19 protein-coding genes are annotated in these 24,635 nt (G+C 44.4%); 6 read left to right on the forward strand and 13 right to left on the reverse strand.

What is annotated here, in order from left to right; genetic code table 11:
- Positions 1-9 precede the first annotated feature (9 nt).
- The 7 genes from HMPREF1536_RS03225 to mutY form a co-directional block, all read right to left on the reverse strand.
- Complete coding sequence (locus tag HMPREF1536_RS03225; RefSeq protein WP_122147178.1) at positions 10-876, reverse strand: IS3 family transposase; 867 nt, start codon at positions 874-876, stop codon at positions 10-12.
- A 50-nt stretch (positions 877-926) separates the two neighbouring features.
- A complete protein-coding gene (locus tag HMPREF1536_RS03230) occupies positions 927-1,310 on the reverse strand; it encodes a hypothetical protein (protein ID WP_046149985.1) in 384 nt (127 codons plus the stop codon).
- A gap of 96 nt (positions 1,311-1,406) precedes the next feature.
- Entirely contained in the window at positions 1,407-2,051 is a 645-nt protein-coding gene (locus tag HMPREF1536_RS03235) for a 4'-phosphopantetheinyl transferase family protein (RefSeq protein ID WP_028728593.1), read from the reverse strand.
- Positions 2,051-2,626, reverse strand: coding sequence for a gliding motility lipoprotein GldD (gene gldD / locus HMPREF1536_RS03240; protein ID WP_028728594.1), 576 nt, complete (start codon positions 2,624-2,626; stop codon positions 2,051-2,053). Before gldD ends, HMPREF1536_RS03235 begins: the two co-directional genes overlap by 1 nt.
- Entirely contained in the window at positions 2,626-3,960 is a 1,335-nt protein-coding gene (gldE, locus tag HMPREF1536_RS03245) for a gliding motility-associated protein GldE (RefSeq protein ID WP_028728595.1), read from the reverse strand. The genes gldD and gldE overlap by 1 nt, the downstream gene beginning before the upstream one ends.
- A gap of 25 nt (positions 3,961-3,985) precedes the next feature.
- Positions 3,986-4,465: a single-stranded DNA-binding protein gene (locus tag HMPREF1536_RS03250; RefSeq protein WP_028728596.1), complete on the reverse strand. Its 480-nt coding sequence runs from the start codon at positions 4,463-4,465 to the stop codon at positions 3,986-3,988.
- A 43-nt stretch (positions 4,466-4,508) separates the two neighbouring features.
- Positions 4,509-5,594 carry an A/G-specific adenine glycosylase gene (mutY, locus tag HMPREF1536_RS03255; RefSeq protein ID WP_028728597.1) on the reverse strand — a complete coding sequence of 362 codons (1,086 nt, stop codon included), beginning with the start codon at positions 5,592-5,594 and terminating at the stop codon, positions 4,509-4,511.
- A gap of 189 nt (positions 5,595-5,783) precedes the next feature.
- Here mutY and HMPREF1536_RS03260 point away from each other — a divergent pair, with 189 nt between their 5' ends.
- Both HMPREF1536_RS03260 and HMPREF1536_RS03265 read left to right on the forward strand, forming a co-directional pair.
- Complete coding sequence (locus tag HMPREF1536_RS03260) at positions 5,784-6,056, forward strand: HU family DNA-binding protein (RefSeq protein WP_028728598.1); 273 nt, start codon at positions 5,784-5,786, stop codon at positions 6,054-6,056.
- Between the two features lie 223 nt (positions 6,057-6,279).
- A complete protein-coding gene (locus HMPREF1536_RS03265; RefSeq protein ID WP_028728599.1) occupies positions 6,280-7,851 on the forward strand; it encodes an Rne/Rng family ribonuclease in 1,572 nt (523 codons plus the stop codon).
- Positions 7,852-7,897: 46 nt separating this feature from the next.
- Here HMPREF1536_RS03265 and HMPREF1536_RS03270 read toward each other — a convergent pair whose 3' ends face one another.
- Positions 7,898-9,292: a putative oxidoreductase C-terminal domain-containing protein gene (locus tag HMPREF1536_RS03270; protein ID WP_028728600.1), complete on the reverse strand. Its 1,395-nt coding sequence runs from the start codon at positions 9,290-9,292 to the stop codon at positions 7,898-7,900.
- Positions 9,293-9,537: 245 nt separating this feature from the next.
- On the opposite strand from HMPREF1536_RS03270, the gene dnaK reads away from it, so the two are divergent.
- Together dnaK and HMPREF1536_RS03280 are read left to right on the forward strand one after the other, a co-directional pair.
- Positions 9,538-11,454, forward strand: coding sequence for a molecular chaperone DnaK (gene dnaK, locus HMPREF1536_RS03275; protein ID WP_028728601.1), 1,917 nt, complete (start codon positions 9,538-9,540; stop codon positions 11,452-11,454).
- 198 nt (positions 11,455-11,652) lie between these two features.
- The gene (locus HMPREF1536_RS03280; RefSeq protein WP_028728602.1) at positions 11,653-13,944 is read left to right on the forward strand and encodes a sensor histidine kinase; all 2,292 of its coding nucleotides are present in this window, start codon (positions 11,653-11,655) and stop codon (positions 13,942-13,944) included.
- 58 nt (positions 13,945-14,002) lie between these two features.
- Here HMPREF1536_RS03280 and HMPREF1536_RS03285 read toward each other — a convergent pair whose 3' ends face one another.
- The 3 genes from HMPREF1536_RS03285 to HMPREF1536_RS03295 are packed head-to-tail and all read right to left on the reverse strand — an operon-like array spanning position 14,003 to position 15,635.
- Positions 14,003-14,785, reverse strand: a complete 783-nt coding sequence (locus HMPREF1536_RS03285; RefSeq protein WP_028728603.1) for an amidohydrolase — start codon at positions 14,783-14,785, stop codon at positions 14,003-14,005.
- A gap of 9 nt (positions 14,786-14,794) precedes the next feature.
- Entirely contained in the window at positions 14,795-15,340 is a 546-nt protein-coding gene (locus tag HMPREF1536_RS03290) for a lysophospholipid acyltransferase family protein (RefSeq protein WP_028728604.1), read from the reverse strand.
- A gap of 4 nt (positions 15,341-15,344) precedes the next feature.
- Positions 15,345-15,635: a hypothetical protein gene (locus tag HMPREF1536_RS03295; protein ID WP_028728605.1), complete on the reverse strand. Its 291-nt coding sequence runs from the start codon at positions 15,633-15,635 to the stop codon at positions 15,345-15,347.
- A 127-nt stretch (positions 15,636-15,762) separates the two neighbouring features.
- On the opposite strand from HMPREF1536_RS03295, the gene HMPREF1536_RS03300 reads away from it, so the two are divergent.
- The gene (locus tag HMPREF1536_RS03300) at positions 15,763-17,421 is read left to right on the forward strand and encodes a glycosyltransferase (protein WP_028728606.1); all 1,659 of its coding nucleotides are present in this window, start codon (positions 15,763-15,765) and stop codon (positions 17,419-17,421) included.
- Between the two features lie 85 nt (positions 17,422-17,506).
- Positions 17,507-20,077, forward strand: a complete 2,571-nt coding sequence (gene glgP, locus HMPREF1536_RS03305; protein ID WP_028728607.1) for an alpha-glucan family phosphorylase — start codon at positions 17,507-17,509, stop codon at positions 20,075-20,077.
- 66 nt (positions 20,078-20,143) lie between these two features.
- On the opposite strand, the gene HMPREF1536_RS03310 is transcribed toward glgP, so the two are convergent.
- Entirely contained in the window at positions 20,144-21,769 is a 1,626-nt protein-coding gene (locus HMPREF1536_RS03310) for a RagB/SusD family nutrient uptake outer membrane protein (RefSeq protein ID WP_028728608.1), read from the reverse strand.
- A gap of 12 nt (positions 21,770-21,781) precedes the next feature.
- Positions 21,782-24,565: a SusC/RagA family TonB-linked outer membrane protein gene (locus HMPREF1536_RS03315; RefSeq protein WP_225607988.1), complete on the reverse strand. Its 2,784-nt coding sequence runs from the start codon at positions 24,563-24,565 to the stop codon at positions 21,782-21,784.
- Positions 24,566-24,635: the final 70 nt, after the last annotated feature.

Below are 24,635 nucleotides of genomic sequence, written 5' to 3' on the forward strand. Positions count from 1 at the left end.
CTTGCAAAGTTATACATAATCCTGATTCATAGCCTCTTTAGGTGTATAAACTTTGTTTTTCCAGTACTTTTTCAATACCCCTGTGCCCTGGTGGGCTTTCTCGGGAGTAAGCATATTGTTACTCATATGAGGACGCTTGGTATTATAGAAATCAATGATTTGACACATTTTCTTTTCTATCTCTTCCAGCTTCTCAAACACCCCCATCTTGTAAAGCCACTCCTGTTTGATTATTCCATTAACCCGCTCGGCTACAGCATTGTCTGTTGGCTTGTAATCCTCTGTCATACTGATAGCTATATGATGGTCAGTCAATGTCTGCACATATAAGTCACAGCAATACTGGACGCCTCTGTCCGAATGATGAATCAGTCCTGACAGAGGTTCACTACCAACCTGTTTTATGGCCTGATTTAAAGCACTTAACGTATAAACGGCATGAAGCCCGGGAGCCATGCACCAACCAATTATTTTATGAGAATAAGCATCAGTTATCAGATGCAGATAGCAAACCGTATCTTTTAATGGTATGTAGGTTATGTCGCTTACCCACAATTGATTACGCGCATCCGGTGTGAAGCCTTTTATCAGGTTCTTATGCTTGCGATACCGATGATTGGAGTTTGTTGTCCGACGTCCTTTGGAAGGCTTGAGCATCAGCTTTTTACGCCGTAGAAGCTTGTAAAAAGAATCACGTCCCATCATTTGATCACGCCCATAGAGATCACAAAGGATTAGATACAGTTTAAAAGCACCTATGCCGGGATCTTCCATTCGATATTCCTTTACAGCCGAACAAATCATGTTCTCCACGATCTCTTGGCCAGCATGTTCTTTCTTGTACTGATAGTAGGCTTGCCTACTATTACCAAACAATCCGCAAAGAGTTTCAACACTTTCTTGCTGATACTCTTCACGCAGGAGAGTTACTGTTTGGCACCAGGCTTTTTTCTGATGCTTATGCCCTCATTCTTCTCTGCTACATCAATGAGGAGCTCCAAGCCGCGAGCCCGGAGATTGGCATACCACAGAGCCTTTTCAAGCTCTGCTATACGTTGATTTAACGCCTTTTCGGACCGGGGATTTGATCGGTCTTCAATCTTTGCCATATGCTTGCTTATTACTTCTTCTGACAAAGATAACTCTTTGCCATCAATAGGATAGCGTTGCAGCCAGGATAAAAGCACACGGGTACAGCTTAGACCATACTTCAATGTTATTGAACGAACACTGCTGCCACTGGCATAGTAGTCTGTTAGAACCTCTAATTTGAAACTTTCTTCATAATGACATTTCTTACGCTTTTGCATTTTTTTACACTTTATGGTTACACTGGGTGTAAACCCTATTCAGTATAAGACATTATGATAATGAGACAAGGACAGACAAAAGAGATCAGAACGGTATTACCTCGAAATACCGGAGCCGGAAGGTAAGCTGTAAACAAAGACAAAATCAGGGCGCACCTCATAGCTTAAGGTGTAGGACTGGGTATCTCCGGTACGGGTTTCATAGGCTTTGATTTGTCTGGAGTCCGCATAAGTAAAAGGTTCGATATGCAGATGTTCGATAAAGTCGACGTCTTGCTGCCGGATCATCTTGAACAGGGCTTCCTTGGCGCACCAGTAGACGAGCAGGTGCTTCACTGCATTATCCGGGTCGACGGAAGCATCTTCTTCGGGAGACATGAAGCGGCTGCGTATCTTCAATATCCGGGTAGAATAATACTCGATATCGATACCTGCCGCCGGTTGCTCCTGCAATAAAACTGCGGCATAACCATTGGTATGGGAAATGCTCAGATGGTAAGCGGAGTCCGGTAAATAGGGCGCACCGTCTTCGTGATAAGCGATCAGTAATTCCGATCCTGATAGTTCTTTCAGCAGCACACGGCTGGCTAACCATTCCTGGCGCCGCTTCTCCGTTTTTATATTCTGAAGGAAAGGCAGATACTCCGACCGGAGAGCGAGCATAGATAACAGTTCGTCCGAAGTCTCCTCGATCTTCCAGACTCCAAACAAGGGGCGCGTATGTTTAAAAAGGACAGGCATTACTTCTTCCAGCTAAAGGATTGTATCAACTCGATGATATCCTGCCGCAAATAGTCGGTCAGAGGAGCCAGCGAATCCGCATTCGGAACGCAGTCGTAATACAAAGCGCCACGGAAGAAGTTTGAAACACTGTCCGTCAACATGAACTGCACGGGGGAAGCCGACTCTCCATCGAGCAGGAACAAAGAGCCATATACCTGTTCTTCGGGATTGCTATACCCTTGCTCCTTCACCGCATTGGCCTGTTTGGCCTGCCGGGAAACCAGCGAACGGGATTCGACCGCTGCTGTCTGTAATGTGCTCCGGGTTACAGGCAGGTAGCTGCAATACACCTTCACACCCAACGAGGGATAAGACAGGTTGATCCATCCTTCGGGACTTCCCACCGGGGGAAGTTCAACCGTAACCAACTGGGATACATTAAAGGTATAAGGCAAACTGTCCAGAGGCAATGCCTGATAACGGGCCTTCGGCGGCTCGATACGGAAGTAGCCGCGCGGTTTCGGTGTATATTCCGTACAGGAGATACACAAAAAGATAAACAGGGAAACCAGGATTGCCGGAACAGACTTCATCACTCCTCTCCTTTCCCTCCTTCCGGGATGCGATTGAATTTAACTTTCAAGATACGGCGGTTATCCATTTCCAGTATCTGGAAACGATAATCATTGTAGTCGATAATCTCCCTGCGACGCGGGAAATCACCCTTTATCTCCAATAGAAGGCCGGCCAGCGTTTCCACATCTTCCGTCAGTTTTCCGAACTCGGACGGATCGGCATTGATCACACGGAAAAAGTCTGTCAGCAAGATCTTGGCTTCGAAGATCAGGCTGCCATCCGCCAGACGGATGAATTGCTTTTCGTCTTCATCATACTCGTCGGATATCTCCCCGACAATCTCTTCGAGAATATCTTCCATCGTAACAATACCGGAAGTGCCGCCAAACTCATCGACCACGATTGCCATGTGTATCTTGTTTGTCCGGAACTCTTCCAGCAGGTCGTCGATCTTCTTCGTCTCAGGCACAAAATAGGCCGGACGGATCAGGCTTTGCCAACGGAATGTATCTGGCTTTTCGATATAGGGCAACAAGTCTTTTATATAAAGGATTCCTTTGATATTGTCTTCCGAATCGGCATACACTGGAATACGCGAATAACCGGAAGTAATAACGAAATCGATCACATTACGGAAACTTGTCTTTATCTCGATATCTTCCATATCCAGACGGGGAGTCATGATCTCGTCTGCCGTCTTATTATAGAATTTGATGATCTCGGCCAACATCTCTTTCTCCTCCGGTATTCCGGTAGAAGTCAGTTCGAGCGCTTTGGAGAGTTCATCGACGGAAAGATCGTATTTCTTCTTGACCAGTGCCTTATTGATAACAGAGGTGGAAGTCACCAGCACCTTCGACAGCGGCCGGCAGATACGCTCGACCATATTCAATACGGAAGCCGAACGGCGAACGAAACGAAGGGAGTTCTTTTGTGCGTAGATCTTAGGCATGATCTCGCCGAAAAGTAAAAGTAAAAAGGTCAGTATGATCGTTTCCAGCACGAAACCTAAAGCAGGCACCGCCGAGAAGTTGATCAGGGCATTGATACCGTAGGTACAAAGCATAACGACAGCGACATTCACAAAATTGTTTGCGATCAGGATAGCCGCAAGCAGATATTCGGAACGATCCAGTAGTTGTCTGATAAGTGGATCTGAAGGAGAATTCTCTTCCCGGATGTCGTTAATGTCACCCGGGGTAAGAGAAAAAAATGCCACTTCTGATGCCGACACGAAGCCGGACACTAACAGCAGTATACAAGCGAGGCTTAATGCTATAACAGGGCCTGCTGTAAGCGCCTGTATAGTAACCTGGTCAAATAAGCCCGATAAATAATAGTCTGAGTCCAAGGGGAACCGTATTAGTTAAACAATATCAGAACGGGAGATCATCCGCACTGTTTGAATCCGAAGAAATATCCGGCTGTTGCGAAACCGGTTGCTGATAAGATGTAGCCTGTTGCTGTCCACCCTGCTGGAAACTTGTTCCGGTATTGGCAGACGCTCCGTCAGCCGGTCTTGTTCCGGTATTATAAAATTCGATGCGGTCTGCATGAATTTCAGTAACATAGCGTTTCACACCGCTTTGATCGTCGTAGCTACGGGTACGGATCTTTCCTTCCACATAGACACCCGAGCCTTTCTTCACCCATTTCTCGACAAAGGCTACCTGATCGCGGCGCACCACAATATTGTGCCATTCTGTCCTTTCAGGTACAACCGTACCGTTTGCAAGTGTGTAACCTCTTTCCGAAGTTGCCAAAGGGAAGTTTGCAACAGCTGCACCGCTGTCGAAATAACGTACGTCGGGATCTTTACCCACGTTACCGATCAAAATGACTTTATTCAATGACATAGTAATAATTCTTTTAATATCTTACAAAGAAACATAAATTCGATCATTCTGACAAGTTTCCATTTAATTTCTCCAAATAAATATGTACAAGACGGGGAACGGCATATCGTTCGATATCTTTATACGGAACAGCCAGATACGAATTTAAAGCGTCACTGATTTTCTCTATCTCTACCCGGTAAAAAGCGGTATGCAATACCTGATGGGACAGCACATGTTTTATTTCCGGTATATCGACCGAAACATTTAGCTTCCCGGCACCGTCGAACAAATGCCGGAAAGCATCCGTTTCCTGCAAAGCGGCAAAATCGGCCGGTTGTTCGGTCTCGATGAGCGGAAATTCGTAAAGGCCTTCCCATATATCTTTTTTCCCCCGGCGTGAAAGCCACGTCTGCCCCTTATATATTATGTATAGATAATGAAAATACCGGGGACGCGTTTTTGTCTTATTCTGTTTCACCGGAAAGCTTTGTACAGTATGAGATGCATACGCCATACAACATTCCTTCAACGGGCAGGCTTCACAGTCCGGATTCTGAGGGACGCATTGCAAGGCTCCAAACTCCATGACCGCCTGATTATGGGCTCCGGCCTTTTCCGGATTCATCACGATCCCGGCCAATTCAGTGAACTGCTTCTTCCCGCTTGTCGTATCGATAGGCGTATCGACCGCATACAAACGGGATAACACCCGGAAGACATTCCCATCGACAACCGGATAAGGTTTATTCCAGACAAAAGAGACAATGGCAGCCGCCGTATATTCTCCGATCCCCTTCAAAGACAGAACATCTTTGTATTCGGAAGGGAAAACACCTCCGAACTTATCCATAATACTTTTAGCCGCCGCATGCAGATTCCGGGCACGGCTGTAATAACCTAATCCCTGCCAATATTTTAGTACTTCGTCTTCCTCGGCCGAAGCCAAAGAGGCCACATCCGGGAAACGTTCGGTGAAACGATAGAAATAATCCATTCCCTGAGCGACACGGGTCTGCTGAAGAATAATTTCCGATATCCAGATAATGTAGGGGTCGGACGACTCCCTCCAGGGTAAAGCCCTTTTATTCGTTTTATACCAGTCTAACAGCATATTGCTGGTTTTCAGTTCCTTTTTCAAATGCGACATATTTGTCCTCTTTTCGTACATTTCAAACTCCCAACTCGTTGATTAATGCAAACATACGCAGATATAATGAATTGTAAGGAATCTTTTTTATTAAAAAATGGCGGGCAATTCTTTTTCCACTTAAATAAAAAGCTATATATTTGCATTCCAAAAAATTAATAGGTCCAAATCATTAATTAATTTATAGACATGACTAAAGCAGATATTGTTAGCGAAATTGCAAAAAGTACCGGCATCGACAAGCAGACGGTATTGAATAGCGTAGAATCTTTTATGGATATTGTAAAAAGTTCATTATCTGAAGGAGAAAACGTATACCTGAGAGGATTCGGTAGTTTCGTTATTAAGAAGAGAGCTCAGAAGACTGCTCGTAATATTTCAAAGAATACTACGATCATTATTCCTGAGCATAACATCCCTTCATTCAAGCCGGCTAAAACCTTCCTGAACGAAGTTAAGTAATTAGTAATTATAGTTTAATTTAAAATTTAGAAACAATGCCTAGCGGAAAGAAAAGAAAAAGACATAAAATGTCTACGCACAAGCGCAAAAAGAGACTGAAGAAGAATAGACATAAGAAAAAATAAGTCTATCAAGAAACTCTAAAGAACAAACTTAATAAGTGACCTTTTAAGTTTGTTCTTTGCGTATTTAGAAAGGTCTGAATTAAAAAACCCTTTTTTAAGTGATAAGTGAATTAGTAGTAGATGTACAACCCAAAGAGGTATCTATTGCCGTATTGGAAGACAAGAACCTTGTGGAACTCCAGAAGGAGGCCCGCAATGTCTCGTTTGCCGTAGGTGATATTTATCTTGGTAAAGTTAAAAAACTGATGCCGGGGTTGAATGCTGCTTTCATTGATGTAGGGTATAAAAAGGACGCATTTCTTCATTATCTGGACTTAGGTCCAAACTTCAACACCCAGCAGAAGTTCCTCAAACAAGCACTCAGCGACCAGAAAAAGGTTCCTGCTATTTCAAAAGTGCAGATACTTCCCGAAATTGAAAAAGACGGAAGTATAAGTAACGTGCTGAAAGTCGGACAAGAGGTGTTGGTGCAAATTGCTAAAGAGCCGATCTCTACGAAAGGTCCGCGATTGACTTCCGAACTATCTTTTGCCGGAAGATATATCGTGTTGATACCATTTGCCGATAAGGTCTCTGTCTCCACGAAAATCAAGTCGAGTGAAGAACGTGCCCGTTTACGGCAGCTGATCCAGAGTATCAAGCCGAAAAATTTCAGCGTAATAGTGCGTACCTCTTCAGAAGGTAAACGTGTTGCTGAACTCGACCATGAATTAAAGACATTAGTGAAACGATGGGAAGAAAACATCGTCAAGGTTCCAAAGCTAAAAGTTCCGTCGATCGTATACGAAGAAACGGCACGTACAGTAGCTTTGCTCCGCGATATATTCAATCCCTCTTTCCAAAACATTTACGTAAACGACGCGGACGTATTCCATAACATCCGCGATTATGTCAGTCTGATCGCTCCCGGAAGGGAAGAGATCGTACAGCGATACACCGGTGAACTGCCGATATTCGACAATTTCAGTATCACCAAGCAGATCAAATCGTTGTTCGGACGTACGGTTACGTATAAAAGTGGAGCTTACCTGATCATCGAGCACACCGAGGCCATGCACGTGATAGATGTAAACAGCGGCAATCGCTCCAAAGGAAGCGACGCCCAGGAAAAAACAGCTATCGACGTAAACACAGCCGCCGCCGACGAAATAGCACGCCAGCTTCGTCTTCGCGACATGGGCGGTATTATTGTGGTCGACTTCATCGATATGGCAGAGGCTGCCAACCGACAGAAGTTATTCGAGCACATGTCTAAAGCGATGGCAAACGATCGGGCCAAACACAACATCCTGCCTTTAAGTAAGTTTGGACTGATGCAGATTACCCGCCAAAGGGTTCGCCCGGCTATGGATGTAGATACAACGGAATCTTGTCCTACCTGTTTCGGCACAGGAACAATCAAACCGTCGATCCTGTTTACCGACAATCTGGAAGGAAAGATCGATTGTTTAGTGAATAAGCACAATGTGAAGAAATTCGCCCTGCACGTACACCCCTACGTTGCAGCATTCGTTAATAAGGGATTATTTCCCCTTAGTATGAAATGGAAACTAAAGTACTCAAAAAGTATGAAAGTCATTCCTAACCAAAGTCTGGGTTTTCTGGAATACAAGTTTATCGATTCCGACAAGAATGAACTCGACATGATGGAAGAAAAGGAAATGAAGTAATAAAAAAGCCCCGAAGTGACAAACTCCGGGGCTTTTTGTTTCTATTTTACTTCTTTGCCTTCGCCATCTCCAACGCATGCGTTGTCACATAATACTTGGCGATCATGTTCGGGACTTCCCAGTCCGGCAATTTTCCATCCTTCAAATATTGCAGATAATTTTCCATCACCTGTCCGAAATGGGCTTCATGCCCTACCCTGTATGTTGCAGGGATCTGAACTTGCCATACATTATCTGAAACCTTCTCCAAAGCAACTCCCGGATATTTATCCGCCACGGTCGACATGGCAGCAGCCAGTTCTTTTTCATAAGCAGCCAGATCAATATCGGGCAATACCTCAATATATAATTCCGGCTTATACCCCTGTTCTTTACCCTGACGGATAATCAAGTCGGCCTTACTTCCCTTCATGACAGAGAAATGAGTATCACCACCACCCTCAGGGAAAGTATAATTCCAGATAACTGAAACCTTGGCCGTTACCCCTTTGATCTTATATACGATATCACCATTGCAATAGACTTTCAGCGTATCGTTCTCCACATCCTTTTTCAGGAAATCAGGGTAAGCATCCGTACCCGTCACCTGCTTAAACTCTTCCGGGCTGATTGAAGTCGTCCAACGGTTCGCATCCACAAATTCAATATCTCTTTTATAGTCGATGATCTGATCCGGGAAAGCCTCCCACTGAACGAGATCCACCAGGTGAGTCGTCACATCCACAATCCCCTCTCCTTGCTGAGTCACGTCAAAATACCACACCGGACGGGTCAGCGGCTTATTATCCACCAGCTTAAACAAATGGTGTACGCTTTCCTTCACAATAGCCGGTTCTTCCGGAGATCCTTTCAACTGTTCTCCATAGATAGCAGGGATCGTTGAAAGTTCACGCTGTAATAAGGTGGTGATCTCATTCCTTTCCGTCATAATGTCATACAACAGGATATTCTTTTGCTTTGCAATATCAAAACACTCTTCCAGCAATTGAAAATTCTGACTGTTGATGGCCATCGGCTTGTCAGAAAGCACGTTGATGCCGGCTTTAAGTGTCTTCTTTATATACTCGGTTTTCTTTCCGTTATTACCGGCCTGAACCATTACATTCCCTTTCTTTTCGGCAAGCATCTTCTCCAGATAATCGGAACCCGTATAAACAATTTCATTCCACCCGGTCGGATTCTCTGCGCGTGTATTAAACCCCTCGATACGCTTCAGATGCTCATCTACATCAAAACCTCCGGGTGCGTACACATAAACATCTTTACAAACTTGCGGATAAGATACTTTCTGTACCAGGGCTGCATGGAAATGTCCGGGATCAAGCGTTATAAGCTTTACCTCTCCCTGAGCACCGGTAAAACCTTCGGTCTGTTCTTTTTTGGAAGAACAGGAAGTTCCCAATAAAAGTGCAGTCATGGTAAAAACTAGATAGTTTTTCATTTTATAAACGATTTAATTGATAATAGTCTCTTCTTTACATATAAATTATGTCATCATCCATCCTATGGCACAAAGATAAAAATATATCGTTTTAACATCTGCCGTATTGTCATTATTTCTGACAACAAAAACAATTCGGAAGCGTTCATTGTTACTTTGGCATACGTTTTGTATACTAATTGGTGCAACTCGACAAGAGAAAAAGCAAAGACGAAAAATAATAACAATTAAAATATTATCGAATTATGGGAAAAATTATTGGTATCGACTTAGGAACAACCAACTCATGTGTTGCCGTACTGGAAGGCAACGAACCGGTTGTTATTGCTAACAGCGAAGGTAAAAGAACTACTCCTTCAATCGTAGCTTTCGTGGAAGGCGGCGAACGTAAGGTAGGTGATCCCGCAAAACGTCAGGCTATCACCAATCCTGAGAAAACGATATTCTCTATCAAACGTTTCATGGGTGAGTCTTACGATCAGGTAACAAAAGAAATCAACCGTGTACCTTATAAAGTAGTACGTGGCGAAAACAACACTCCGCGTGTAGACATCGAAGGTCGTTTGTATACTCCGCAGGAAATTTCAGCAATGGTTCTTCAGAAGATGAAGAAAACAGCTGAAGATTATTTAGGACAGGAGGTAACAGATGCAGTTATCACTGTTCCGGCTTACTTTAGCGATGCTCAGCGTCAGGCAACAAAAGAAGCAGGTGAAATTGCAGGTCTGAATGTTCGCCGTATCGTGAACGAACCGACTGCCGCATCATTGGCTTATGGTCTTGATAAGACTAACAAAGATATGAAGATCGCTGTATTCGACCTTGGTGGCGGTACATTCGATATTTCAATCCTGGAATTAGGAGACGGTGTATTTGAAGTAAAATCAACTAACGGTGATACTCACCTGGGTGGTGATGACTTCGACCACGTAATCATCGACTGGCTGGCAGAAGAATTCCTGCGTGAAGAAGGTGTCGACCTGCGTAAGGATCCGATGGCTTTGCAACGTTTGAAAGAAGCAGCAGAAAAAGCAAAGATCGAATTGTCAAGTACAACAAGTACTGAGATCAACCTGCCGTATATCATGCCGGTTAACGGTATTCCAAAGCACTTAGTTAAGACATTGACTCGTGCTAAATTCGAACAATTGGCAGACAGCCTGATCCAGGCTTGTATCGAACCTTGCCGCAAATCATTGCAGGATGCAGGTTTAAGCACTTCCGATATCGACGAAGTAATCCTGGTAGGTGGTTCTACACGTATCCCGGCTGTACAGGCTATCGTTGAAAAATTCTTCGGCAAAGCTCCTTCCAAAGGTGTTAACCCGGACGAAGTAGTAGCTGTAGGTGCTGCCATTCAGGGTGGTGTATTGACAGGTGAAGTAAAAGACGTACTGTTGCTGGATGTTACTCCGCTGTCTCTGGGTATTGAAACAATGGGTGGTGTGATGACTAAGCTGATCGAAGCTAACACAACTATCCCTACTAAGAAATCGGAAACATTTACAACTGCTGTCGACAACCAGCCGTCTGTAGAAATCCATATCCTGCAGGGTGAACGTTCCCTGGCTAAGGATAACAAATCGATCGGTCGTTTCCACTTGGACGGCATACCTGCTGCACAACGTGGTGTACCTCAGATCGAAGTTACTTTCGATATCGATGCAAACGGTATCCTGAACGTATCTGCAAAAGATAAAGGTACAGGTAAAGTACAGAGCATACGTATCGAAGCTTCCAGCGGTTTGAGCGATGACGAAGTAAAACGTATGAAAGACGAAGCTGCCGCTAACGCAGAAGCCGATAAGAAAGAAAAAGAACGTATCGACAAGCTGAACCAGGCTGACAGTATGATCTTCCAGACTGAAAAACAGTTGAAAGACCTGGGCGACAAACTTCCGGCTGACAAGAAAGCTCCTATCGAAGCTGCATTGAATAAGCTGAAAGAAGCTCACAAAGCGCAGGATGTTGCAGGTATCGACGCAGCTATGGCTGAACTGAATACGGTATTCCAGGCTGCAAGCCAGGAAATGTACAATGCCCAGAATGCTCAGGGCGGTGCACAACCGGGACCAGACTTCGGACAGCAACAGGCAAACAATAACGCCGGTGGAACTAAAGACGGTGGCGTAACAGATGTAGACTTCGAAGAAGTAAAATAATAAGATTACATTTTCCACATAAGATGAAGAGCGATTGTCGGACTAACCTCCGGCAGTCGCTTTTTTTTGACCCTGTAAATTAAAAAACCAAAATTCGTTGATATTCAAAAACTACTCGTTATATTTGCTCCCTTAAATATAAACAATACGGTTTCAGTCGCTTGATCACGATAACCCGGAAAAGTAACACTAGTATTTATGCAAACGGCATTAACTAAATATCTATTCCACCTCACAGGCATACTGTTACTGGCTGCCTGTTTCTCCTGCAATCAATCGGCATCAGACTTAAAACGGATACTGGTTATTCAATCATACGAACCGGAGTACGACGGATATATTGGTACAGAACACAAAATACTCCATGAATTCAAACGAAATCACATAAAAACGGATATTCGGACTTTTTATCTGGATTGTGAGTCATACATGGATAAAGAAGAAAAAGCTAGAATTTACAACTACCTGGATTCACTTGACGGTTGGCGCCCGGATATAGTTCTGACATATGATGATCAGGCATGTTATTCATTTATGAATAGTGACCATCCGCTATCCAAACAAGTTCCAACTATTTTCTCCGGTGTAAACTATCCAAACTGGAGCCTGCTGAAAAAACACCCCAATATAACCGGTTATTGGGATCGTCCGGAATTTCTAAAAACAATCAAAATGTCAGAAGAGATATACGGGCCTATGAGAATTAATATCTGGACAGACAACACCTATCTAGGAAAGCAAACAACCGGTTCTTTTCTCAATGAGCTAAAAGCACAGGGCATAAATTATGTTGCTGGCTATCATTTCACGGTAGACGATAAAAATCAATACATATTAACTAAAGACAGTTCCCTGATAATAGAGAAAACAGTACTTAACAAACCGTCAAAAACATACTATGCACTAACCAATGGGCGGGAAACAGAATCAGCCCAGCTATTATGGGCCTTATCCGGATTAGCCCGCTACTCTGTCTTCGTACAAAGTAAACGTGATTTTACATCCAAACGACTGGGGCTATTTTCCAGTGCACCTACTATCACCGTAATCAACGAAGGCTTTGGATTAAAAGAAGGTTTACTGGGAGGTTACATTACACCTTATCACACACAAATCGAACTCTCTGTAAAAACAGCCAGTGAAGTATTACGAGGAAAGCCACTCAGTAGTATTCCCATTACAAAAAGTCCAAAAGAATATCTGATCGATTGGGAAGAAATGGTTCGATGGAACATTCCTCTCAACCAAATACCCGGCAACTATCAGATCGTCAATATGCCTTTTTTCGAAAAATATAAATCTCATATCATATCTTTCGGTATCTGTATAGGTATAACAGTTATTTTGCTCATAATATACCTGACCTATCTTTACCTGCGTGAAAACCGTAATAAACAACAAGCACAGGAGAGTCTGAGAAAAGGAGAACAATTCCTGTCTTTGGCATTAGCCGGGGGAAATGTCTTCGCTTTCCAGTTAAGAAACAATAAGTTCTATTTTGACAGGGACTTCTATACAGCTGTAGGTTTAAAGGAAAATCCTTTCAGCATAGAGGAATTCCGCAGTTATATCCTCCCTCAACATTTGCATATATTCAATATGAATATAGAAATGGCCATATCCGGCGATTTAGAAAATAATATCTCGCAAATACAATGCAAATTCAATGATAAGGATTATCAATGGTGGGAATTCAGATATACATATAATAAACAGGATGATTTCTTTAGCGGCCTCTGCCTGAATATCCAGCGAGGAAAAGAAGCAGAGCAGGAACTGATCTATGCTAGACAAAAGGCAGAAGAATCGGACAAAATGAAATCGGCATTCCTTGCCAATATGAGTCATGAGATACGGACTCCGCTGAATGCGATCGTAGGATTTTCAAACATCATAGCAGAAGAAGATGTCGAGCTATCATCCAGTGAGCGCAATGATTTTCTGAAACTGATAAACACCAATTCCGACCTTCTTTTAAAACTGATAAACGATATCCTGGACTTGTCGCGTATTGAGTCAGGCCGAATGGAGTTTTCGTTCAGCGAATGCAACCTCTCAGACCTGATGAATAATGTTTATCAGACCCACAGATTACTCATGCCGGAGGGTGTAGAATTAAAAATAGAAAAACCGGAAGAAGCAGTTATGCTGAATACCGACAAACACCGCCTGACACAGGTCATAACCAACTTCATCAATAATGCTTCCAAATTTACCAGAAGCGGATATATCAAGATCGGCTATAGTTATAACCCTAAACGACTGGCTGTAGATATCTTCGTTGAAGATACGGGAATCGGTATTCCGAAAGAAAAACAGAAGGCGGTATTCGAACGTTTCAATAAACTGGATGAATTTGCACAAGGCACAGGATTAGGATTAGCTATATGCCAGGTCATCATCCATCGTTTCGGAGGAGTCATAGAACTGGAATCAGAAGAAAACAAAGGAAGCTGTTTTACAATATCACTGCCTTTAGTTATCTCATAAAAAAGAGCGGCTACCGGAACAAATCCGATAACCGCTCTTTTTTCAATCGTTCTATCATTCAGAGAATCGAAAAAGCATCTGCATCCTTCCACGCCGGGAATTTTGCGCGTAACTCTTCAAGCTCGCTCTTACTTAAGGTGCAGGTACGTGTTATCTCTTCACGTTTACCGGCATCCGCCAGTTTCTTTCCTTTCGGGGAAAAGATCATGGAATCTCCCCGGTACGTGAATCCTTTACCATCTATTCCCACCCGGTTCACACCACAAACATAAGCCATATTCTCAATAGCCCTGGCCGGCAATAATGCTTTCCATACCTTTTTACGGGGTTCAGGCCAGTTTGCGACATAGATCAATAAGTCATACTCATTATTTACATTCCGGCTCCATACCGGAAAACGGAGGTCATAACAAACCTGCAAACAGATATTCCAATCCCTGTAGGTTATGATCGTGCGTTTATCACCAGCTGTGAAATGCCCGTCTTCACCAGCCATCCGGAACAAATGACGCTTGTCATAATAATATTCCTCTCCTTCGGGAGTAATAAAAAAAGCACGATTAAAATACTTTCCGTTTTCTTTCGCAATGAAACTACCGGCGACAGCCAGATTATATTTGCCGGCCCATCCCTTTATAGCCGGGATAGTAGGGCCTTCCATCGTATCAGCCAATCTTTCCACCTCCATGGAAAAACCGGTTGTAAATGTTTCCGGAAGTACGGCAATATCCGTCTTTCCGCTTACACGCCGGAGTAACTCTCCGTAATAACCAAGATTCTCGTCTCTGTCTTCCCATATAATATGGGACTGGATCATGCTGATACGTAAACTGTCTGCCATAATAGTAAATTAAACTTGTACGAAATTCTCCGGGTGACAAGCTGTCACATCCCGATAATGTTCGCGAATTGTATGAATATCTTTATCTACATCTCCGGTCGGATAAAACAATCCCTTCACTCCGACTTCCTTCTTTGCATAGTCGAAATAAGCGATCATAATAGGAACCCGTGCCTTCTCTGCTATATAATAAAAACCTTTTTTCCACTCCTCCGTTCTTTTACGTGTTCCTTCCGGTGTCACAGCCAGCTGAAAAATTTTACGCTCGTTAAACACCTCAACCATCAGATCGGTTACCGAAGTCCGTTTATGCCGGTCTACAGGCACACCACCCAGCCACGAAAACAACAGATTGAACGGGAAAAAGAACCATTCCTTTTTGATAAGAAAACTGGCGTTACGCCCTAATGCCGTATAAAATAACTTACCGACAATAAAATCCCAGTTGCTGGTATGCGGGGCAACGCATATCACGCACTTAGGCACATCTTCGCTTATTGGCCCCAGTTTCCATCCGGTCATGCGAAGAAGTGCCCTACTGATAGCTTTCTTCATTTATTTACTTTTCTTTGCTTAGCGCTCCTATTTCGTCTGCAACGGCGTTTACTTCTGTCTGCAAATCGACTCTGAGTTTACGATAATATTCTTTTACTAGTGTCTTATTCTCTTTCGCATCCGGAGTACCGGCACGACGGATAAATTCATCCTGCATATCAAGTATTCTTGCCATCAGCGCATCAGCTTTATCTTCATTGATACCAGGAATAAAGAGTTTACACACTAACACCTCAGAAAATAACTCACCAGCCACATAACTGATTTCTTTCTTCAAAATTCTTCTTTTAGCCATAACATTTGCATTTAAATATCCACAAATCTACGAATTACTTCATTAAATAACTCATACACCGGGCAAAAAATATAAAAATAATGTATCTTTGCACCTTCGAATTCTCTGATTATAAACAAAATCGTTTATGGATACAAAGACAACAACGCCAGAATATCTCTTTGAAAGCAGTTGGGAAGTCTGTAATAAGGTGGGAGGAATCTACACGGTACTTTCTACAAAAGCACATACATTACAACAGATGTTCAACGATAAAGTGATCTTTATCGGACCCGATGTATGGGGTAAGACAAACGCCCCGGATTTTATTGAAGATGATACTCTGTTTGCTGATTGGAGACAACATGCAAAAACCATTGACAAACTAAAGATGAAGGTCGGCCGCTGGAATGTACCCGGTACTCCTCCGGTTATACTCGTCGACTTCAAGCCTTTTTTCAGTGAGAGAGATGCTTTCTTCTATTCTATGTGGGAAAACTTCCGCGTAGATTCAATGCATGCTTACGGTGATTACGACGAATCCTGTATTTTCGCCTATGCCGTAGGTAAAGTAATTGAAAGTTTCTACAACTTCAACAACCTATCAGACCAAAAAGTAACAGCACTGTTCAACGAATGGATGCTGGGAATGGGAGCGCTTTACATACAAAAGCAGATCCCCGCTATCGCAACCCTGTTTACGACACACGCCACCTCCATAGGTCGATCTATTGCCGGAAATAATAAAGCATTATATGCTTATATGGAAGGCTATAACGGTGATCAGATGGCCAAAGAGCTGAACATGGAAGCCAAACATTCTCTGGAAAAGCAGACGGCCCATTACGTGGACTGTTTCACTACCGTTAGTGACATCACAGCCCTTGAATGTAAGCAACTGCTCGATAAAGCACCGGACATCGTGACACCGAACGGTTTCGAACCGAACTTCGTTCCGGAAGGAAAAGAATATACAAAGAAACGTGCAGAAGCCCGCCAAACGTTGATCAATGTAGCCGAGAAGTTACTGGGATGTTCCATCTCACCGGAAGCATTGCTCGTTTCAACCAGCGGACGTTATGAATACCGTAACAAAGGGATCGACGTTTTCATTGAAGCGATGAACCGCGTACGTAATTCAGGAGAGTTACAACGTGAAGTCGTGGCATTCATTATGGTTCCCGCCTGGGTTCGTGACGCACGTGCAGACCTGAAAGAGGTTATCGAGAACGATATCAAGACGACTTCTCCCCTGCAAATGCCTTTTATCACCCATTGGATGAACCTAATGGATCAGGATAAGGTTTTAAATTATATTTCGCACGCCGGATTCACCAATCAGGCAACCGAAAAGCTAAAAATAATATTTGTTCCCTGTTATCTGGACGGACGCGACGGTATCTTCAACAAGCCTTATTACGATCTGTTGATCGGTATGGATGCAACCGTATATCCGTCATACTACGAACCCTGGGGATACACCCCGCTGGAAAGTGTTGCCTTCGGCATACCGACAGTAACTACCAATCTGGCCGGATTCGGCCTTTGGGCAGAAAAGAGTGTATCCGGAAAAAACATCAGTGATGGAGTGGCCGTAATCGACCGGACCGACTTCAATTATTTCGATGTTGCTGATGCTATCACGACTTCCATCCTCTCACTTGTTAAAAAAAGCAATAAAGAGGCGGGAGAAATACGTAAACGCTGCTTTGAACTGGCAAAAAAAGCCGAATGGAGCAAGTTTATCGTTTACTATCAAACGGCATTCAGCGAAGCTCTGAAGGCTGCAGCCAAAAGAAATTGTTAAAAATATCTCATTATTAACAAGATAATTCTATCTTTGCAGCGTTTTACATATTATTTCAAATTGAAACACTTTAAATTTCACGATAATGAAAATCAAAGCGAATAACGCAAATAGTCCGATATGGCAGGACGTTTATTCACATTCGATGCTCCCGGAAGCACTACAACCCCTACACGAAATTGCTACCAATCTTTGGTGGGTATGGAATCATGAAGGAGCTAAATTATTTGGAAAACTAGACAAAGACCTGTGGGTCTCAACGGAAGGAAACCCGGTTCTCCTACTCCAAAGCTTATCTTACAAGCGTATTGAAGAAATTCAGGCAGACAAAGTATTGATGGCCGAAATTCAGGAAGTTTACGCCAACTTCAGAAAATACGTCGACAAAAAGCCGGATGCAACAAAACCGTCAGTAGCCTATTTCAGTATGGAATACGGTCTGACAAACATCCTGAAAATCTATTCAGGAGGTCTGGGTGTTCTGGCCGGTGACTATTTGAAAGAAGCCAGCGACAGCAATATCGACCTGACAGCAGTCGGTTTCCTGTACCGCTACGGTTACTTTACCCAAACACTGTCTATGGACGGACAGCAGATTGCCAACTACGAAGCACAAAACTTCAACACATTGCCTCTTACACAGGTTATGCAATCCAACGGCGAACCGATGGTACTGGAAGTTCCTTACCCCGGCAGAACCGTTTATGCCCATATCTGGAAAGTAAGCGTAGGCCGTGTGCCTTTATATCTGATGGATACGGATATCCCCCAGAACAGCGAATGGGATCGTTCGATCACTCACCAGTTATATGGTGGCGACTGGGAAAACCGTATGAAACAGGAATACCTGTTAGGTATCGGTGGTATCCTAATGCTGAACAAGCTGGGTATCAAGAAACAGGTTTACCATTGTAATGAAGGACATGCTGCCCTTATCAACGCACAGCGTCTGGTAGACTATATCCAGAATGACAAACTGACTTTCAACCAGGCGTTGGAAGTGGTACGTTCTTCTGCCCTTTATACAGTACACACTCCGGTTCCTGCCGGACACGACTATTTTGACGAAGGCCTGTTCGGTCGTTACATGGGTGAATTCCCCAGCAAGCTGGGTATCAGCTGGCAGGAATTTATCGATATGGGACGCGAAAACCCGGGTTCAAACGAAAAGTTCTCCATGAGCGTATTTGCACTGAATACCTGCCAGGAAGCAAACGGCGTAAGCTGGTTGCACGGTAAAGTATCACAGAAGATGTTTGCTCCGGTATGGAAAGGATACTTCCCCGACGAACTTCATGTTAGCTGGGTTACTAACGGCGTACACATGCCGACATGGGCTTCTACCGAATGGAAACGTTTCTTCAGCGAACATTTCGACAAGAAATTCTTGACAGATCAATCTAACAAGAAGTACTGGGAAGCCATCCAGAACGTCGGCGACGATGAAATCTGGGATATCCGCAAGACATTGAAGAAGAAACTGATCGAATACATCAAAGTTCAGTACAAACAAAACTGGCTGAAAAACCAGGGCGATCCTTCAAAGGTTGTGTCTGTACTCGAAAAGATCAATCCGAACGCTTTGCTGATCGGTTTCGGTCGCCGTTTCGCTACTTACAAACGTGCTCACCTGTTGTTTACCGACCTCGACCGTTTGGCTAAGATCGTTAACAACGAGAAATATCCGATCCAGTTCGTATTTACAGGAAAAGCTCACCCGGCAGACGGTGGCGGACAGGGACTGATCAAACATATCGTCGAGATCTCCCGTCGTCCGGAGTTCCTGGGCAAGATCATCTTCCTCGAAAACTACGACATGCGTCTGGCACGTCACTTGATCGCAGGTGTGGATGTTTGGTTGAACACGCCGACACGTCCGTTAGAAGCATCAGGTACATCTGGTGAAAAAGCCGAAATGAACGGTGTCCTGAACTTCTCCGTACTCGACGGTTGGTGGTATGAAGGTTACAAAGAAGGTGCAGGTTGGGCTTTGACCGACAAGCGTACTTACGAAAATCAGCAATATCAGGATCAGCTGGATGCTGCAACTATCTACCATATTCTGGAAACAGAAATTATCCCGACTTACTATGCAAAGAACAGTAAGGGATATTCTCCGGAATGGATCCAGTACATCAAGAACTCCATGTCACAGATCGCTCCTGACTACACAATGAAACGTATGCTGGATGATTATGTGGATCGTTTCTACAACAAACTGGCTACCCGTTCTTCTCATCTGCATGAAAACAGCTTCGCCGAAGCAAAAGCGATCGCTGCATGGAAAGAAGAAGTGGCTCAGCACTGGGACAGCTTCCAGGTCGAATCATTCACCTGCAGCAAAGACCTTTCAGTAGACGGTCCTGTAGTAGGCCAGGAATATTCATTCAATCTGGTGATCGACCGTAAAGATCTTCAGGGAATGTTAGGTGCTGAAGTGGTTGTAACGAAAGAGAATACAGAAAATCATCAGCTTGAACTGCTTTATACGAAACAGTTTGAATTGAAGAAAGAAGAAGGCTCTAAATTATTCTTCGAATTGAAGACAACACCGAGCGAAGCTGGTAACCACAAGATGGGCTTCCGCGTTTACCCAGTAAACAAAGAATTGCCTCACCGTATGGACTTTGCATATATTCGCTGGATTCAGTTATAAGAAACAATTCTATAACAGATATGAAAAAAGGATGCTCCGGAGACGAAGCATCCTTTTTCGTTTGTATCAATATCCCGGGTTCTGTGTTAGATTACCATTCAGGAACAAAATATTCTCAGGAATAGGGAAAACGGTCGTATAGCCACTCCCCTCGTCCGGCAACTGAGGACGGCTGCTATATGCCCGGGTAAACAAACCGAAACGCACCAGATCCTGCCGCCGCCATCCTTCCCAGGCAAATTCAAGCTGGCGCTCCGCCAGTATATTATCCAGCGTAGCACGCCTGTCGGCCATACCGACCCGCGAACGGACCTGATTCAGTTCCGCATCCCCATTCTCACCGTTACGAACCTTCGCTTCACTTTTCATTAATAAGACATCGGCATAACGGAATAAGACGATATCGTTATCCATCAGTTTTCCGTCTTTGGTAGCCGTTTTGTCGATAGCGTATTTCTTCATACGGGCACCGGCCACTTTCTCATACGTTTTCCCCGATACATCCAGATCGACCGTCCAAGGTAGATATTCCAGTACAACCCCGTTATCCAGACGGATGGTATCCCCGTTCAGGTCGAGCATAATGCCGGCAAAATAACACTTGTCGAAGCGGGAGTCTACCGAACCGGTATCATAGCCGAAGGTGCGAAGCGCTTCTATAGTGGCAGAAGATCCGTTCTCACCCGATAACCCGTACGCTTTGGCATGGTTATAATGGCGGGAGCGGAATAAGTATTGCATCTGGTTCGTGTAGAAATTCTTATCCATCGGAATGGTAAATATATTCTCTACGGAAGTCTCGTTGAATACCGAGAAGTTATCCTCATAATTGCGGGAAAGCTGATAACCGAGTGCAGTGATGGAGTCGCAGTAGGCAACTGTTGTTTGCCAGGCATTCAAGCGCTGTCCGCCTACTTCAAAGAACAGGCTCTTCCCATCCGGACGGCTGCCGCTCGTCCAGTCGTTATCCGTATAGACCTCTGCATTCAATGCCAGTTTAGCCAACAGGAAATAAGCTACCGGACGAGTCATCCGGCCATAATAATCCCCCAACTGGTTACTCCTTTCCGTACTCAGCAGCGGCAGCGATTCCTGCAATTCCTTTACAACAAAGCTGAACACTTCTTCGCGGGTACTCTGTTTCACTTCCTTCATCGGAGTAAAAGAAGATAATACCAGTGGCACACGTCCGAACATATCGACCAGATAATAGTAATACATTGCCCGGAAAGCTCTGACTTCCGCCATATAAGCCGGTATATATTTATTGTTGGTTTGTTTATAGAACTCATCCAGCCGTTCGAGCGATTTATTGCTTAATACGATTACCTTGTACAAATATTCCCAGGTTGCCCGTATCGCATCACTGTTGACACCCCATTTATGAAGGAACAATCCTTGCCAGAAACCGCCGTCATACCAGTCGCCACCCCGGGTCGGCAAGATAGCCTCATCGGTAGTAAACGTATTCAGATCGTAAATTCCCCGGTAAGTACCCTGCAATCCCTGGCTATCGCTGTAACCTCCTACATAATTATAAAGTGTCGCCACTGTATTCAGGTACGCCGAAGTGGCATTATCATAAGCATCCTCTTCCGGTATCTGATCCCTCGGGTTCTCTTCCAGGAATTTACTGCATGAGAGAAGGGCAAAGCCACATAATATACAGGAAAGTAAAATTAATTTCTTCATCATGATAAACGATTAAAATTGAAAACTCAGGCCAACAGTATAAGAGCGGTAAACCGGATAATTCCGTTTATCGTCTATCCCCAGCGTGTTATTGACTATATAGCTGTTAATCATAGGCGTAAGGCCGGAGTAACCGGTGATCGTCGCCAGGTTATTCACGGAGCACGACAGTCGCAGGCTCCGTACATACTTCTTCCATTTACCTAACGGCACATTCCAGCCGACAGTCAAGTAATCGAAATTGATATAATCGCCTTTTTCCAACCAGTAATCGGTAGCCGTCTGGTCTTTGATATTCTGCCCGGGTGCACCCTGCATGACATTGTAGTCGGGGAAGCTACCCATATTCATATAGGTAAGCGAAGTCCCGTTATAGATCTTATGTCCGAATGCCCCGTTTATCTGTAACGATACATCGAAATGCTTGTACCGGAAACTGATATTCGAGCCCAGCATGGTTTTAGGAGTTGCTTGTCCGGCAATATAACGGTCTTCGCCGTCCTCAATATTCACTCCTCCCCCGTTCAGGTCGGCAATCTCATATTTATAACTACCATCCTCCTGCTGCGTCAATCCTGTACAATGAGGGAGATAAAAGACACCCAAAGGCTGCCCGACAACCTGATAGACAATATGATTATATCCACCGTGGAAGCCTGCACCATTCAGATCCGAGATACTGGTATATTCCGGGGCAGACATCAGTTCCCCTTTATACATTCCGCTCAGGGACAATAATTTATTCTGCTGGAACGTCACATTCACGTTCACGCTCAGTTCCATATCTTTCGTCTGAAGAGGAGTGACACCAAATCCCAGTTCGACACCGCTGTTACGCATGGAACCGAGGTTTGCCAGCAACTTATTATAGGCGAACGGCGGAACGCTCACATCATAGAGATAAAGCATATCGCTCGTCTTCGAATTATAATAATCGAAGGTAAAGAGCAAGCGGTTACGTAAAAAGCCGACATCTATACCGGCATTCACCGTACGCTTCACCTCCCACTTCAGGTCGGGGTTGGCATTCCGTATCACCCCCATCGTCACCGTCGGAGTACCGCCGGAAGAGACTACCCCGTTAGGCTTGACCAACTGAAGGGAGTTATACGAATCGATAGCATCCTGATTTCCCGACAAACCATAACCGGCACGCACCTTCAGGTTATTCATAAACGTGAACTGCTTCATAAAATCCTCCTCACTTACCACCCAGGCAGCGGAGACGGAAGGAAAGAAACCCCATTTATTATTCTTTCCGACCTTCGACGAAGCATCCGCACGCGCATTGACCGTGGCTACATACCGCCCGGCATACACATAATTCACACGTCCCAGGAAAGAGCTCAGGCGAGGATCTTCATAATAAGAATTCGTTCCTTCCCACAGGCGCACTGCTCCTGCCTGCAGATTGTTATAGCCGAACTTATCGGACGAGAAGTTCGTTACAGTCGTATAAAATCCGGTCAGTATGTTCTTCTGTGCTTCCGCCAGACCAAGCGCATCCAGATGATGCTTTCCCCAGTCGTTCGAGTAACTCAACATCAGGTTACCCAGCAGGTCTTCCATCTTCCTCTCCCCTTTATAGGCTTGTCCATGCGCCCATACCGTGGTCGGCAGATACTGGGAGTTATCTATTACATTATAGGTATAAGAACCGAAAGCGGAAAACTTCAACTGCTTACTCAGCCTGACGGTAAATTTCAGATGCGTATTAAAGTGCGCATTCGAATCATCGTCTTTCACCTCCAACCAGGCCAACGGATTGGTGATCTGGCTGGCATTGGTAACACCGTTCCACGATCCGGTCTGTTCGTCCCGGTGGTTGGGAAAGGTCGGATTGAACGCTGCCGCCGAATAAAACGTCTTTTGGATATCATTCAGGTAACGGTTCTTTTGCAGGGAACCGAAAACACCCATATCTATTTTCAACCGGTCGCTGAAAGCCTTTTGCGAAATATCCAGTTTAACAGTAAAGTTCTGCATATCATTTGTCCGTACCACCCCGTCACGATCCACCACACCAAGGGATGCACGATAGTTGGATGTTTCCGAGCCGCCGCCCAAAGCGATATGATGGTTCTGCACGATCCCGACACGGGTAATCTCATCGGGGAAGTTCGTGTTATAGCCCAAGTCCAGGATATCGATATTCCGTTCATTGGCAACCGCGCGGAAGTCGTCGCCCGAAAGCATCTTCATATTCTTATAAACCGCTTCCACTCCGAAACTACCATCGTAACTGATACTGAACGCACCGCCTTTCCCCTTCTTGGTTGCCACTTCGATCACACCGGAAGCACCGCGCGAACCGTACTGTGCCGTTTCGGAAGCATCTTTCAGGATCGTGAAGCTCTCTATATCCGCCGGATAAATGGAACTAAGCGTACTCAAATCGGAAGAAACCCCGTCGATAATGACCAACGGATCATTACCACCGGTCAGGGAAGTAGTACCACGTACCCGGACAGAAGTCAGGGCGGCCGCCCTGTTCGTTCCCGGAGAAATACTGACACCGGCCGACTGGCCGCTTAACGCATTCAGCGGATTGGATACAAAACCTTTGTTCATCCGCTTTTCCGATACCTTATCGACAGAACCTGAAATGGTACGTTGGTTGCCCGTCGCATATCCCACCGATATCTCCTCATCCATCTTCACCGTATCGGGAACGACAGTCTTTATCGAATCAGGCAATAACCGGGCCACTTGCCCCCGGCCTTCCCAGGAAGTGATGAATAATAAGCCTGTAGAGAATATTGCAACTTTCAAATAGGAATGAAATAACTCAGCCATAGACATATCGATTTAAGATTATGAAACCCCTTTTATTAAAAACTATCCATCAACAACGATTGTTCATGAA

This window comes from Parabacteroides gordonii MS-1 = DSM 23371 (assembly GCF_000969825.1).
Taxonomy (GTDB): domain Bacteria; phylum Bacteroidota; class Bacteroidia; order Bacteroidales; family Tannerellaceae; genus Parabacteroides; species Parabacteroides gordonii.

Coding starts and splice junctions, on each gene's coding strand:
- HMPREF1536_RS03230 (WP_046149985.1), bottom strand. CDS start 1,310: ATGCAAAAGCGTAAGAAATGTCATTATGAAGAAAGTTTCAAATTAGAG.
- HMPREF1536_RS03235 (WP_028728593.1), bottom strand. CDS start 2,051: ATGCCTGTCCTTTTTAAACATACGCGCCCCTTGTTTGGAGTCTGGAAG.
- gldD (WP_028728594.1), bottom strand. CDS start 2,626: ATGAAGTCTGTTCCGGCAATCCTGGTTTCCCTGTTTATCTTTTTGTGT.
- HMPREF1536_RS03250 (WP_028728596.1), bottom strand. CDS start 4,465: ATGTCATTGAATAAAGTCATTTTGATCGGTAACGTGGGTAAAGATCCC.
- mutY (WP_028728597.1), bottom strand. CDS start 5,594: ATGTCGCATTTGAAAAAGGAACTGAAAACCAGCAATATGCTGTTAGAC.
- HMPREF1536_RS03260 (WP_028728598.1), top strand. CDS start 5,784: ATGACTAAAGCAGATATTGTTAGCGAAATTGCAAAAAGTACCGGCATC.
- HMPREF1536_RS03270 (WP_028728600.1), bottom strand. CDS start 9,292: ATGAAAAACTATCTAGTTTTTACCATGACTGCACTTTTATTGGGAACT.
- dnaK (WP_028728601.1), top strand. CDS start 9,538: ATGGGAAAAATTATTGGTATCGACTTAGGAACAACCAACTCATGTGTT.
- HMPREF1536_RS03280 (WP_028728602.1), top strand. CDS start 11,653: ATGCAAACGGCATTAACTAAATATCTATTCCACCTCACAGGCATACTG.
- HMPREF1536_RS03285 (WP_028728603.1), bottom strand. CDS start 14,785: ATGGCAGACAGTTTACGTATCAGCATGATCCAGTCCCATATTATATGG.
- HMPREF1536_RS03290 (WP_028728604.1), bottom strand. CDS start 15,340: ATGAAGAAAGCTATCAGTAGGGCACTTCTTCGCATGACCGGATGGAAA.
- HMPREF1536_RS03295 (WP_028728605.1), bottom strand. CDS start 15,635: ATGGCTAAAAGAAGAATTTTGAAGAAAGAAATCAGTTATGTGGCTGGT.
- HMPREF1536_RS03300 (WP_028728606.1), top strand. CDS start 15,763: ATGGATACAAAGACAACAACGCCAGAATATCTCTTTGAAAGCAGTTGG.
- glgP (WP_028728607.1), top strand. CDS start 17,507: ATGAAAATCAAAGCGAATAACGCAAATAGTCCGATATGGCAGGACGTT.
- HMPREF1536_RS03310 (WP_028728608.1), bottom strand. CDS start 21,769: ATGAAGAAATTAATTTTACTTTCCTGTATATTATGTGGCTTTGCCCTT.
- HMPREF1536_RS03315 (WP_225607988.1), bottom strand. CDS start 24,565: ATGGCTGAGTTATTTCATTCCTATTTGAAAGTTGCAATATTCTCTACA.